Origin of the sequence: Mycobacterium pinniadriaticum (genome assembly GCF_026242045.1) — a bacterium.
GTDB lineage: Bacteria > Actinomycetota > Actinomycetes > Mycobacteriales > Mycobacteriaceae > Mycobacterium > Mycobacterium pinniadriaticum.
Window position 1 is genome coordinate 88,878 of sequence record NZ_JAPJDO010000016.1, and the last position, 12,968, is coordinate 101,845.

Genomic DNA, 12,968 nt, shown 5'->3' on the forward strand with positions numbered 1-12,968 from the left:
ATCCCTCGCGTCCAGTATGTAATCCCGCATAACCCGTGTGATGAGCCACTCGGACTGGCCTGACCTGCGAATTCAGGATCGCAACAGATCGCCGAAACTGGTCCGGGCGACGGACTGACACTCGTCGGGTGCTGTGGGCGAGGCGTGCCACATACGATCTCGGCATGCGGATATCGGCCAAGCTCGCGCCCACCTTCGACTACCCCGCACTGGAGAACTTCTGGCGCACTGCCGACGATCTCGGCTTCGAGGCGATCTGGAACTACGACCACTTCTACGGTCTGGTCGAGGACACCAAACCGACGCACGAGGGCTGGACCACGCTGGCCGCGATGGCTGTGGTGATCCGCCGGGCCAGGGTCGGCTGCATGGTCACCGGTGTGACCTATCGCAATCCGGCGATCCTGGCCAAGATGGCGGTGACCGTGGACCACATCAGCGGTGGACGGCTCGATTTCGGCATCGGCGCGGGCTGGCACGAGGCCGAGCATCGCGGCTACGGCATCGAATTTCCCAGCGCCGGAGAACGAGTCGCGATGCTCGACGAAGCGCTTACCGTGATCCGCCGGCTGTGGACCGAGGAATCGGTCGACTTCGAGGGCCGGTTCTATACGCTGCGCGAGGCCATCTGCGAACCCAAGCCGCTGCAGCGGCCGCACCCGCCGATCGTCGTCGGCGGGTCCCAGCCCAAGATGCTGCGGGTCATCGCCCGGCACGCCGACGAGTGGAACATGCCCAGCCACGAAGGCCCGCAGCAGTGGGGAGAGGTGAACCTGCGGCTCACCGAGGTCTGCGCCGAGGTTGGCCGCGACCCGGGCGAGATCCGCCGATCGGTGCAGCTGTTCCTGCACCCGCGCGAACCCCAGCAGGTCGCCACTCAGCTCGATCTGCTGCCGCGGTTCGCCGACCTGGGCTGTGAGCACGCGGTATTGAGCTTCTATCAGCCGCCGTCCGCGGAATTGGTGCAGCGGTGTGCGGGGCTACGCGACGCCTAGTCGCCGGGCTCCAAAGTCGCTTCCGCCTGCATAGGACTACCCCCACGCTTGGACCGTCGCAACCGCCGTTCCAGTCGCGTCGCCGCCACCGACAGCGCGAAGTTGGCGCTGATCATCAACACGGCGATGACGATCAAGGCGGGAACGTAGTTGCCGTAGGACGACCCGACCACGGTGCCCTGGCGGACCATCTCGACGAAGGTGATCTGGTAACCGATCGCGGTGTCCTTGAGCACCACCACCAGTTGCGACACCAAGACCGGCAGCATCGAGGTGATCGCCTGCGGCAGCAGGATCGTGCGCATCGTCTGTCCCCAGCGCAGACCCAGCGCGGATGCCGCCTCCTGCTGACCACGGGGCAGCGCTCCGACACCGGCGCGGACGATCTCGGCGATCACCGCGCCGTTGTAGAGAGTCAGGCCGGTCACCACGCCGGCCAGTGCCAGATGTTTGGATGGGAAGGTGTCGTAGAGCGCGTAGAGGAAGTACGCGAAGATCATCATGATCAGCACCGGAACGGCGCGGAAGAACTCCACGATCACCGCCGACGGCCAGCGGATGAAGCCGACGTGCGACAGCCGTCCCACCCCGAGCAGGAAGCCCAGGATCAGGGCGAGCACGATCGACAGGGCCGCCGCGGTCAGCGTGCCCTCGATCCCGGGCAGCACGTAGGTCTTCCACAGGTTGGCCGTCAGGAACGGCTCCCACTTCGCCGATGTCAGCTGGCCCTTGCTGGCCAGCTTGGCGACGATCGCCCAGAGCACCAGCGCGGCAACGACAACGGTCACCACCGAGACGACCCGGTTGCGAACCCGCGCCCGTGGGCCGGGCGCGTCGAACAGGACTGAGGCCGTACTCACCTCGCCACCGCCATCCGCTTACCCAGCCACCCGAACACCAAGCCCAGCGGCAGCGTCAGGATCAGGAAGCCCAGCGCGAAAATGGACCCCACCGTCATCAGCGCCGCGGTGTTCTCGATCATCTCCTTCATCAACAACGCCGCCTCGGCCACTCCGATCGCCGAGGCGATCGTGGTGTTCTTGGTCAACGCGATCAACACCGAGCCGAGCGGGATGATCACCGACCGAAATGCCTGGGGCAGCAGAATTACTCGCAGGTTCTGACCGAACGTGAAGCCCAGCGAGCGGGCCGCCTCGGCCTGCCCCAACGGCACGGTGTTCACCCCGGACCGCACCGTCTCACACACGAACGACGCGGTGTAGACCGTCAATCCGAGAACCGCCAGCCGAAAGTTGCTGTCCGCGATAGACGTCGGCGAATTCGAATCCACCAGCGTTATGCCCAGCGTCTGCGCCAACCCGAACGAACAGAACAGGATGATCAGCGTCAGCGGGGTGTTGCGCACCACGTTGACGTAGCTGGTGCCCAACCAGTTGAGCATCGGCACCGGTGCCAGCCGCATCGCGGCCAGCACCGTGCCGAGGATCAGCGCTCCGATCGCGGAGAACACGGTGAGCTGAATCGTGGTCCAGAACGCCTCGAAGATCTGGTCGCGATACTCGGTGAAGATCTCCACGTCGGTGTGGTCTCAGCAGGCGTCGAGTGCCGGCGGCTCGGGAACGGGGATACCGGCCGGGCCGAGGTTCTTCTCGAACGCCGCCTTCCAGGCTCCGTCGGCTTCCATCTTCTTGAGCGCGTCGGTGACCTTGGTGCACAGCTCGGTGTCACCCTTCTTCAGCCCGATCCCGTACCGCTCCTCGGAGAACGGCTTGCCGACGATCTTGAACACGCCGGGCTGCTGAGCGGCATAGCCGGCGAGGATGGTTTCGTCGGTGGTCACCGCGTCGATCGCACCGTTCTTGAGCGCCTCGATGCACGCCGAGTAGGTGTCGTACTGCTGCAGCTGCACGCCCGGATACTTGTCCTTGATCCGCTGGGCCGGCGTCGAACCGCTGACCGAGCACAGTTTCTTGTTGTTCTGCAGCGACTCGGCACCGGTGATGTCGGTGTTGTCGGCACGGACCAGCAGGCTCTGACCGGTGATCAGGTACGGGCCGGCGAAGGTGACCTTCTCCTTGCGCGAGTCGGTGATCGAGTAGGTCGCGGCGATGAACTTCACCTGGTCGTTCTGGATCAGGGTCTCCCGCTGGGCCGACGGGGCTTCCTTCCACTCGATCTTGTCCGCGGGGTAGCCGAGCTCGTTGGCGACGTAGGTGGCGACGTCCACGTCGAAGCCGCTCATCGTGCCGTCGGGATTCTTCAGACCCAGACCGGGCTGGTCGAACTTCGTTCCGATGACGATCTTGTCGCCACTGCCGCCACCGCCGCAGGCGGCCGCGCTGAACGGCAGCGCGACGGCCAGCACCGCGGCGCCAACGAGCCGCCATGAGAGAGAACGCATAATCGGGTGTTCCTTTCGCCCTAGTGGTTGAGGATCTTGCCGAGGAAGTCTTTGGCCCGCTCGGAGCGGGGATTGTCGAAGAACTCGGCCGGTGTGGTGTCCTCGACGATCGCGCCGTCGGCCATGAACACCACCCGATGGGCGGCACGACGGGCGAAGCCCATCTCGTGGGTAACCACCACCATGGTCATGCCTTCTCCGGCCAGCGAGGTCATCACCTCGAGCACTTCGTTGATCATCTCCGGGTCCAGCGCGCTGGTCGGTTCGTCGAACAGCATCACTTTCGGGTTCATCGCCAGCGAACGCGCGATGGCGACCCGCTGTTGCTGCCCGCCGGACAGTTGCGCTGGGTATTTGTCCGCCTGGTTGGCCACCCCGACGCGTTCCAGCAACGCCATCGCGTTCCCACGGGCCTTGTCCTTGGCGACCTTGCGCACCTTCACCGGCGCCAGCGCGACGTTCTCCAGGATCGTCTTGTGCGCGAACAGGTTGAACGACTGGAACACCATGCCCACGTCGGCGCGAAGTTGCGCCAGTTTGCGTCCCTCCGAAGGCAATTGCTCACCGTCGATGGTGATCTCGCCCGAATCGACGGTTTCCAGCCGGTTGATGGTCCGGCACAACGTGGACTTGCCCGAACCTGACGGGCCGAGCACCACGACCACCTGACCGCGCTCGACCTCGAGGTTGATGTCCTTGAGTACGTGCAGATCGCCGAAATGTTTATTGACGCCTTTGATCGAGATCATCGGCTTCTCGCCGTTGCGCCCCATGCGTTCAGACCATACCCAGGTAATCTCCAGTTTGCCGAGCGTTGACCGATCCGCGATTTCTCCGGCACCGCATCGGCTCCGTACGATGGACGGGTGACATCGGTGCTGACCAACGACCACCCGGCGGGCGAGCTGCCCGGTTCCGGTGCAGGTCGCAGCTATCAGGTCCGCACCTACGGCTGCCAGATGAACGTGCACGATTCCGAGCGCCTGGCCGGTCTGCTCGAAGCTGCCGGGTATCACCGTGCTCCGGAGGGCACCGATGCCGACGTGGTGGTGTTCAACACCTGCGCCGTGCGCGAGAACGCCGACAACAAGCTCTACGGCAACCTCAGCCATCTGGTGCCGCGCAAGCAGGCCGACCCGGACATGCAGATTGCGGTGGGCGGCTGCCTGGCCCAGAAGGACCGCGACGGACTGTTGCAGAAGGCGCCGTGGGTCGATGTCGTGTTCGGCACCCACAACATCGGCTCCCTGCCGGCGCTGCTCGACCGGGCGCGGCACAACCGGCAGGCGCAGGTCGAGATCGCGGAATCGCTGCGGGAATTCCCCTCCGCCCTGCCTGCGGCTCGCGAATCCGCTTACGCGGCATGGGTTTCGATCTCGGTGGGTTGCAACAACACGTGCACGTTCTGCATCGTGCCCTCGCTGCGCGGCAAAGAGGTGGACCGCCGCCCCGACGAGATCCTCGCCGAGGTGCGCTCGCTGGTCGACCAGGGCGTGCTGGAGATCACCCTGCTGGGGCAGAACGTGAACGCCTACGGTGTCTCGTTCGCGACCGGCGAGCGCTTGCGCGAGTCGAAGACGACCCGGGCCGGTCGCGGCGCGTTCGCCGCGCTGCTGCGCGAGTGCGGGCGTATCGACGGGTTGGAACGGGTCCGGTTCACCTCGCCGCACCCAGCCGAGTTCACCGATGACGTCATCGAGGCGATGGCGCAGACCGCGAACGTCTGCCCGGCCCTGCACATGCCGCTGCAATCGGGATCCGACCGCATGTTGCGGGCGATGCGCCGGTCCTATCGCGCCGAGAAGTACCTCGGCATCATCGAACGGGTGCGTGCGGCGATGCCGCACGCCGCGATCACCACCGACATCATCGTCGGTTTCCCAGGCGAGACCGAGGAGGACTTCGCGGCCACCCTCGATGTGGTGCGGCAAGCTCGGTTCTCCGCCGCGTTCACCTTCCAATACTCCAAGCGGCCCGGCACCCCGGCCGCCGAGCTCGACGGTCAACTACCCAAAGCCGTTGTCCAGGAACGCTATCAACGTCTCATCGAGCTGCAGGAGCAGATCTCCCTGGAGGAGAACACCGCGCAGATCGGTACGGAGGTCGAACTGTTGGTGGCCACCGGTGAGGGGCGTAAGGACGCCAGCACCGCACGGATGAGCGGACGCGCGCGCGACGGGCGGCTGGTGCACTTCACACCCGGCGAGGCCGCGGTGCGGCCCGGCGACATCATTACCACCACGGTGACCGGCGCGGCCCCGCACCACTTGATCGCCGACGCGCCGCTGCTGGGCTACCGGCGCACTCGCGCCGGTGATGCCCACGCCGCTGGTGAGCGGCCGCGTACGGTCGGTTTGGGGCTCCCCCCGGTGGGCAGACCCCGCATCGAGGAGACGACGGGATGTGCGCGATGAGTCGCCGACACGACGACGGGGCCGAGGCCTACCGGTCCGAGATCGAGGCGGCCGAACGCAAGGTGGCCGGCGAAATCCAGCCCGGTGGCCGGGCCATGGTGGTGGCGATCCTGGTGTTCGTCCTGCTGGTGTCGCTGATCCTGCCGCACACCGGTGATGCCCGCGGCGTGGACGTGCTGATGGGCGACAGCAAGGCGCTCAACGTGGGGATCGCCCTGCCGTCGCGGCTGTTCACCTGGTTGGTCCTGGTGTTCGGTGTCGGTTTCTCGATGCTGGCGCTGTTGACCCGGCGCTGGGTATTGGCCTGGATCGCCTTGGCGGGCTCGGCGCTGGCCAGCGCGGTCGGACTGCTGGCCGTCTGGTCGCGCCAGACCGCTGCGCACGGCCACCCCGGTCCGGGCTTCGGGCTGCTGCTGGGCTGGCTCGCGGTCATCGTGCTGACCTTCCATTGGGCGCGGGTGGTGTGGACCCGCACCGCGGTGCAATTGGCCGCCGAGGAGCAGCGCCGGATCGCCGCCGCGGAAAGTCAGTCGCGAACCCTGCTGGAGGACATCGACCGCCGCGAGGGTGAGGACAACCAGTAACTCGCCCAAACCGACATTTGGCCGGAAAAGTGCGAGATCAGAGCGCCAAAACGTCGATCTCGGCGAGTGACGTCTAGCGCTTCTTGCCCAGCGCCTCGACCGCCGCGTCGGCCCATTGCCGCCACTGCTCGGCGTTGGCCCTGGCCTCGGCGGCGTCTTTGGTGCGACCCGCCGCTTCCGCCTTCTCGGCCTGACGTTCGTATTGTTCGACCCGAGCCAGGAACTGCTCGGCACGGGCCTGGGCCTGCGGGTCGGTCCGGCCGGAGTCGGCGGCGTCGCGCACCTTCTTCTCCACCGCTCGCAACCGGCGTTCCAGGTCCGCGGAGCGCTCCCGGGGCACCTTGCCGATCGCATCCCATTTGTCGGTGATCGTCCGCAACGCCGATCGGGCCGCATCGAGGTTGGATGTATCGATTCTCTCGGCGTCGGCGAGCAGGGCCTCCTTGGCCGTGGCGTTGGCCGCGAACTCGCTGTCGCGCTCGGCGTTCACCGCGTTGCGGGCGGCGAAGAACGTGTCCTGAGCGGACTTGAACCGATGCCACAGGGCGTCGTCGATGTCGCGCGCCGCCCGGCCCGCTGCCTTCCACTGCGCCAGGAGATCGCGAAATGCCGTTGCCGTCGCCGACCAGTCGGTGGATCCGGAGAGTTCCTCGGCCCGCACGCAGAGTTTTTCCTTGGCCTGTTTGGCGCCGGCGCGTTCCCGGTCCAGATCGGCGAAATGCGAGCCGCGACGGCGGTTGAAGGTTTCACGAGCCGCCGAATACCGCTTCCACAGCGCGTCATCGGTCTTGCGGTCCAAGCCGGTGATGGTGCGCCACTCCTCGAGGATCGTGCGCAGTCGGTCGCCGGCGGCCTTCCACTGTGTCGAGCCGTTGGCCAGTTCCTCGGCCTCGGCGGCCAGCGCCTCCTTGCGCGCCGTCTGCTCGGCGCGGTGTTCCTCGCGGCGGGCCCGGTCGGCCGCGGCGGTTTCTTCGGCGTGGTCGCGGATCGCTGCCAGCCGTTGGGCCAATGCGTCGAGATCGCCGAGAACGCTTGCTGTCGGCAAGGTTTCGGCCAATGTGGCCGCTGCCGCCTTGATCTTGCGGGCGTCTCCGGTTCCCGACGCCAGCCGGGTCTCCATCAACGTGACCTCGGTGGCCAGATCCTCGAAACGCCGGCCGAAGTGGGCGAACGCCGCTTCGGTGTCGCCCGCCTGCCACGAGCCGATGGAGCGTTCGCCGGCCGACGTGATCAGCCACACCGTGCCGTCGCGGTCGACGCGGCCGAACCGGTGCGGGTCGCTGGACGGCGGTACCGCAACCGGGGCGGCGGCCGGCGGGTGTGGCTTCGGAGTGGGCCGCGGCGGTCCCGGTCGCGGAGCCGGTTTCGGGGGTCCGCCGGCACTGGGTTCGTCGATGGTCATGGACTCGCCTCACCTACCCTCCGCGCGGGGAAAGCCCGCGCATCTGCCGCGCGACGCGGCGCCACTGCTGCATGGTCGACGACCCCGTCGGATTGCGGGCGGCCGTCCTCGTTGGTATTGAACCAGGTCGATGCCGCATCTGCCCCCGGGTTGAGTGGTCTGAGGTTGCGGACGGTGTTGATCGGCGGGCAGGCTGACGAGTTCGAGGGCGGAGGAGATCGGTTATGGCGAAGGCGGATATCGCCGTCCTGTTCGCGTTGTGTGCCGCATTCTTCATCGCGGTCGGGGACGTCATCCAGCAGCGCACGACCCACGAGGTCACCGACCAGCAGGTGAGTCCCATCGAACTGTTCGCCCGGTTGTTGCGCGACAAGACCTGGTGGGTGGGGAGCCTGGCCGGGGGCGCGGGCTTCGGGTTCCAGGCCGCCGCCCTCGCATTCGGTTCGGTGCTGTTGGTCCAGGCCCTACTGGTCACCTCACTGCTGTTCGCGTTGCCGATGAGCGCCTATTTCGCACACCGGCGGATCAGCCGCGCCCAATGGCTGTGGGCGGTGGTGTTGGCCGCCTCGGTGGCGGTGATCGTCACCGTCGGCAACCCCACCGAGGGGCATTCCCGCGCCGGCATCGAGTTGTGGATCTGGGTGATCGCGATCATGGGCCCGGCGCTCGCGCTGTGCATCATCGGCGCGAAGGTGTTGGGCGGAGGGCAGGAGCGAAGCGACTCGGGAAATAGCCGGGGCAGGCCCGCGGCCGCCGTGCTGCTGGCCCTGGTCTCGGGCTCCCTGTGGGGATTGTTCGCGGTGCTGACCAAGGGTGTCGTCGGCCGCATCGACCACGGCATCGCGGCCGTACTGATCAGCCCCGAGTTGTACGCCTGGGCGGTGGTGGCAGTGGCCGCCACCATGTGGCAGCAATCCTCGTTCCGGGCCGGGTCGATGGCCGCGTCGTTGCCGACGATGACGGTCGCCGAACCGGTCGTCGGCTCGATCCTGGGCATCTTCGTGCTCGGTGAGACGCTGCGGCCGGGCGACACCGGCTGGTTCCTACTGATCGTCGCGGTCGCGGCGATGGTGGTCGCCACGGCCGCGTTGGCCCGCGGTGAGGTCACCTCGAAGCCCGCACCCGCCACCGAGACTGTGCCTGGCTGACGGCCACTACCGTGTGTGGCGTGTTGTCCGCCATCGCCTTGACGCCCTCGGCCCCCGTCCTGGTGCCCGAGCTGGCGGGTGCGGCCGCAGCCGAGGTCGTCGAATTCCGTTCTGCGGCCGTGGCCGCCGCCGCGGAGTTGCCCGACCGTTGGATCGCCGTCGGCGTCGGGCCGAACGACCAGATCATTGACCCCGACACCCGGGGAACCTTCGCCGGGTACGGGGTGGACGTCCAGGTGGCTTTGTCTCCGGATGCACCCGCGCAGGTGAGTGCGCTGCCGCTGTGTGCGCTGTTCACCGGATGGCTGCGGGCGCAGGCCAACCCGTCCGCCCGGGCGCAGGTCCGGGTCTACCGCGACGACCACGACGCCGAAACGGCGGTGGCCATCGGCCGGGCCTTGCGCGCCGAGATCGACGCCGGCGACGGCGCGGTCGGCGTTGTGGTGGTGGCCGACGGCGCCAACACCCTGACACCGCCCGCCCCCGGCGGGTACGACCCGGACGCCGCGCCCGGCCAGGCTGCCCTTGACGACGCCCTGGCCTGCGGGGATGTCGCAGCGCTGACCCGGCTGCGCGGTGGTGTCGTCGGCAGGGTCGCCTACCAGGTGCTGGCCGGGCTCACCGAGCCCGGCCCACGAGCGGCCAAGGAGCTGGCGCGGGGCGCGCCCTACGGGGTCGGGTACTTCGTCGGTTCGTGGGTTCCGGCGGGCGCGAGCGCGGCGACCCGGGGATCGACCGAGTGATGCGGCCGATCGCGGTGATCGGGCCGACCGGCACCGGGAAATCGGAACTCGCGCTGGACGTCGCCGAACGTCTCGGCGGTGAGATCGTGAACGCCGACGCGATGCAGCAGTACCGTGGTATGGACATCGGCACCGCCAAGCTCACCGTCGCCGAGCGCCGCGACATCCCACACCACCAACTCGACGTGCTCGACGTCGCCGAGACCGCGACCGTCGCGCGCTATCAGGCCGCCGCCGGCGCCGATGTCGAGGCCATCGCCGCCCGCGGCGTGCCGCCGGTCATCGTGGGCGGGTCGATGCTCTACATCCAGTCGCTGCTAGACGAATGGGCCTTTCCGGCCACCGACCCGCAGGTCCGGGCCCGATGGGAACAGCAGCTCGCCGAGATCGGGGTGGCGGCGCTGCACCGCGAGCTGGCCCGCCGTGACCCGGCCGCCGCGGCGGCGATCCTGGCCACCGACGGCCGCCGGGTCGTGCGCGCCCTAGAGGTGGTCGAGCTCACCGGAGCGCCGTTCGCCGCTTCGGCGCCCCGGATCGGGGCCCCGCGCTGGGATACCGTGATCATCGGATTGGATTGGCCGACAGGCATTCTCGACGAGCGTCTGCAACGGCGCACCGACGTCATGTTCGAAGCGGGCCTGGTCGCCGAGGTGCGTGGACTGCTGGACTGCGGCCTGCGGCAGGGCGTGACCGCTTCCCGCGCGCTCGGCTACGCCCAGGTGATCGCAGCGCTGGACGCCGGTGGCGGCGGCGAGCAACTCGCGCAGGCCCGCGAGCTCACTTTCATCGGGACCCGGCGCTACGTGCGGCGCCAGCGGTCGTGGTTTCGCCGTGACCATCGCGTTCACTGGCTCGACGGTGCGGCCGCCGGGCTCGCCGACGAGGTGATCGCACGGTGGCGGGACGTATCCTGAACGGGTGATCCGTGCCGACGACGATGGGGCCGGTGCAGCCGGGGTCAAGGAGCGGCGCCGATGATGTTTGCCAAGGGGCACGGCACCGAGAACGACTTCGTGCTGCTGCCCGACCTGGATGCGCAGCTCGACCTGGCACCCGCCGCGGTCGCCGCGTTGTGCGATCGGCGCCAGGGGCTGGGTGCCGACGGCGTCCTGCGGGTCAGCACCGCCGGCGCTGTCGTCGCCGCCGGGGTGCTCGACCGCCTGCCCGAAGGAGTCGACGCCGGCGACTGGTACATGGACTACCGCAATGCCGACGGCTCGATGGCCCAGATGTGCGGCAACGGGGTCCGGGTGTTCGCGCACTATCTGCGGGCCAGTGGCCTCGAACAGCGCGACGAGTTCGTCGTCGGCTCGCTCGCCGGAGCGCGGCCGGTGGTCGTGCACCATGCCGACTCGTGTGATGCCGAAGTCACCGTCGAGATGGGCAAGGTGAGCCTGCTGGGCACCGGTACCGCCACCGTCGGTGGCCGGCACCTGACCGGCATCGGGGTAGATGTCGGCAATCCGCACCTGGCCTGCCTGGATCCCGGCCTCTCCGAGAAAGCCCTCGCCGAACTCGACGTCGCCGCGCCGGTGCGTTTTGACCACACCCAATTCCCCGACGGTGTCAATGTCGAGGTCGCGACGATCGCGAGCGATGGCGCCGTCAGCATGCGGGTTCACGAGCGTGGTGTCGGCGAGACGCGGTCGTGCGGCACCGGCACGGTGGCCGCCGCGGTGGCGGCGCTGGCTCACCTGGATACGTCCACGGGCACGCTGCGGGTGCGCATCCCCGGCGGGGAGGTCACCGTCGAGGTCACCCACTCCTCCAGCTTCCTGCGTGGGCCGTCGGTCCTGGTGGCGCATGGTGAGGTGGCCGACGCGTGGTGGGCGGCCCAGCACTGACCGGCACGTTATTGGGGTGCGCGACGTTGGATGGGCGTGACACCATCGATAACTACCCATGACGAAATCTGACTTCTCATCGGCCGACCCCAGCATCGGCGAACTCGCGCTCGAGGACCGCTCTGCCCTCAAGCGCGTCGCGGGGCTGTCCACCGAACTCGCCGACATCTCCGAGGTCGAATACCGCCAGCTCCGGCTGGAGCGGGTCGTCCTGGTGGGGGTGTGGACCGAAGGCAACGCCGCCGACGCCGAGGCCAGCCTCGCCGAATTGGCCGCATTGGCCGAAACCGCGGGCTCGGAGGTGCTCGAAGGACTGATCCAGCGTCGCGACAAGCCCGACCCGTCCACCTACATCGGTTCGGGCAAGGCCGCCGAGCTGCGCCAGATCGTGATCGCGACCGGTGCCGATACCGTGATCTGCGACGGCGAGCTCAGCCCGGCCCAGCTCAACGCTCTGGAGAAGGTGGTCAAGGTCAAGGTCATCGACCGGACCGCACTGATCCTGGACATCTTCGCCCAGCACGCCACCAGCCGGGAGGGCAAGGCGCAGGTGGCCTACGCGCAGATGGAGTACATGCTGCCGAGGCTGCGCGGCTGGGGTGAATCGATGTCGCGGCAGGCCGGTGGCCGCGCGGGCGGTGCCGGTGGCGGTGTGGGCACCCGAGGTCCCGGTGAAACGAAGATCGAGACCGACCGGCGCCGCATTCGCGAGCGGATGTCCAAGCTGCGCCGCGAGATCAAAGACATGAAACAGGTCCGCGACACCCAGCGCAGCCGCCGGCTGCACAGCGACGTGGCGTCTGTCGCGATCGTCGGCTACACCAACGCCGGCAAGTCCAGTCTGCTCAACGCTCTGACCGGCGCCGGGGTGCTGGTGCAGAACGCACTGTTCGCCACACTCGAACCCACCACTCGCCGTGGTGAATTCGACGACGGCAGGCCGTTCGTGCTCACCGATACGGTGGGATTCGTTCGGCACCTGCCGACCCAGCTGGTCGAAGCGTTCCGATCCACTCTCGAAGAGGTCGTCGACGCCGATCTGCTGGTGCACGTGGTCGACGGATCGGACAGCAACCCGCTGGCCCAGATCGAGGCGGTCCGTCAGGTCATCCGTGAGGTGCAGAACGACCACCATGCGCCGCCGGCGCCGGAATTGTTGGTGGTCAACAAGATTGACGCGGCCAGCGACCTGACGTTGGCCCAGCTGCGCCGTGCGCTGCCGGGTGCGGTCTTCGTCTCGGCGCATACCGGCGAGGGTCTGCCGCGGCTGCGGGCCCGGCTCGGCGAGCTCGTCGAACCGCGGGAGATCACCGTCGACGTGACGATTCCCTATGACCGGGGTGATCTGGTGGCGCGGCTGCACAGCGACGGGCACGTCGACGCTGTCGAGCACACCGAGGCGGGCACCCGGCTCAAGGCGCGGGTGCCCGCAGCGCTGGCGGCCGGTCTGCGCCAATACGCGACGTAACCGCGAAT

At 68.1% G+C, this 12,968-nt stretch carries 13 protein-coding genes; 8 read left to right on the plus strand and 5 right to left on the minus strand.

What is annotated here, in order from left to right:
• The first annotated feature begins 164 nt into the window (after window positions 1-164).
• Window positions 165-995, plus strand: a complete 831-nt coding sequence (locus ORI27_RS18470; protein WP_265998385.1) for an LLM class F420-dependent oxidoreductase — start codon at window positions 165-167, stop codon at window positions 993-995.
• Here the strand turns inward: ORI27_RS18470 and ORI27_RS18475 are convergent.
• From ORI27_RS18475 to ORI27_RS18490, 4 genes are read right to left on the minus strand one after another with little or no spacing between them, the layout of a single operon-like run.
• Window positions 992-1,855 carry an amino acid ABC transporter permease gene (locus ORI27_RS18475; RefSeq protein WP_265998384.1) on the minus strand — a complete coding sequence of 288 codons (864 nt, stop codon included), beginning with the start codon at window positions 1,853-1,855 and terminating at the stop codon, window positions 992-994. The two genes, ORI27_RS18470 and ORI27_RS18475, sit on opposite strands and share 4 nt — an antisense overlap.
• On the minus strand, window positions 1,852-2,532 hold the full coding sequence (locus ORI27_RS18480) for an amino acid ABC transporter permease (RefSeq protein WP_265998383.1): 681 nt from the start codon (window positions 2,530-2,532) through the stop codon (window positions 1,852-1,854). The genes ORI27_RS18475 and ORI27_RS18480 overlap by 4 nt, the downstream gene beginning before the upstream one ends.
• A gap of 12 nt (window positions 2,533-2,544) precedes the next feature.
• A complete protein-coding gene (locus ORI27_RS18485) occupies window positions 2,545-3,357 on the minus strand; it encodes a glutamate ABC transporter substrate-binding protein (protein ID WP_265998382.1) in 813 nt (270 codons plus the stop codon).
• A gap of 20 nt (window positions 3,358-3,377) precedes the next feature.
• Window positions 3,378-4,106 (minus strand): amino acid ABC transporter ATP-binding protein, encoded by a 729-nt coding sequence (locus ORI27_RS18490; RefSeq protein WP_265998469.1) that lies wholly within the window; start codon window positions 4,104-4,106, stop codon window positions 3,378-3,380.
• A gap of 129 nt (window positions 4,107-4,235) precedes the next feature.
• On the opposite strand from ORI27_RS18490, the gene miaB reads away from it, so the two are divergent.
• Both miaB and ORI27_RS18500 read left to right on the plus strand, forming a co-directional pair.
• Window positions 4,236-5,771: a tRNA (N6-isopentenyl adenosine(37)-C2)-methylthiotransferase MiaB gene (miaB, locus tag ORI27_RS18495; RefSeq protein WP_407666356.1), complete on the plus strand. Its 1,536-nt coding sequence runs from the start codon at window positions 4,236-4,238 to the stop codon at window positions 5,769-5,771.
• Window positions 5,768-6,355, plus strand: coding sequence for an Rv2732c family membrane protein (locus tag ORI27_RS18500; RefSeq protein ID WP_265998381.1), 588 nt, complete (start codon window positions 5,768-5,770; stop codon window positions 6,353-6,355). Before miaB ends, ORI27_RS18500 begins: the two co-directional genes overlap by 4 nt.
• Window positions 6,356-6,428: 73 nt before the next feature.
• Here ORI27_RS18500 and ORI27_RS18505 read toward each other — a convergent pair whose 3' ends face one another.
• On the minus strand, window positions 6,429-7,757 hold the full coding sequence (locus ORI27_RS18505; RefSeq protein ID WP_265998380.1) for a DUF349 domain-containing protein: 1,329 nt from the start codon (window positions 7,755-7,757) through the stop codon (window positions 6,429-6,431).
• A gap of 224 nt (window positions 7,758-7,981) precedes the next feature.
• Between ORI27_RS18505 and ORI27_RS18510 the strand changes: the two genes are divergently transcribed.
• Genes ORI27_RS18510 through hflX form a run of 5 tightly spaced genes read left to right on the plus strand, consistent with a single transcriptional unit; the run spans window position 7,982 to window position 12,960 of the window.
• On the plus strand, window positions 7,982-8,905 hold the full coding sequence (locus ORI27_RS18510; RefSeq protein ID WP_265998379.1) for a DMT family transporter: 924 nt from the start codon (window positions 7,982-7,984) through the stop codon (window positions 8,903-8,905).
• A 20-nt stretch (window positions 8,906-8,925) separates the two neighbouring features.
• A complete protein-coding gene (locus tag ORI27_RS18515; protein ID WP_265998378.1) occupies window positions 8,926-9,648 on the plus strand; it encodes a class III extradiol ring-cleavage dioxygenase family protein in 723 nt (240 codons plus the stop codon).
• Complete coding sequence (gene miaA / locus ORI27_RS18520; RefSeq protein WP_265998467.1) at window positions 9,648-10,562, plus strand: tRNA (adenosine(37)-N6)-dimethylallyltransferase MiaA; 915 nt, start codon at window positions 9,648-9,650, stop codon at window positions 10,560-10,562. The genes ORI27_RS18515 and miaA overlap by 1 nt, the downstream gene beginning before the upstream one ends.
• Window positions 10,563-10,622: 60 nt before the next feature.
• Complete coding sequence (gene dapF / locus ORI27_RS18525; protein ID WP_265998377.1) at window positions 10,623-11,492, plus strand: diaminopimelate epimerase; 870 nt, start codon at window positions 10,623-10,625, stop codon at window positions 11,490-11,492.
• Window positions 11,493-11,550: 58 nt separating this feature from the next.
• The gene (hflX, locus tag ORI27_RS18530) at window positions 11,551-12,960 is read left to right on the plus strand and encodes a GTPase HflX (protein WP_265998376.1); all 1,410 of its coding nucleotides are present in this window, start codon (window positions 11,551-11,553) and stop codon (window positions 12,958-12,960) included.
• Window positions 12,961-12,968: the final 8 nt, after the last annotated feature.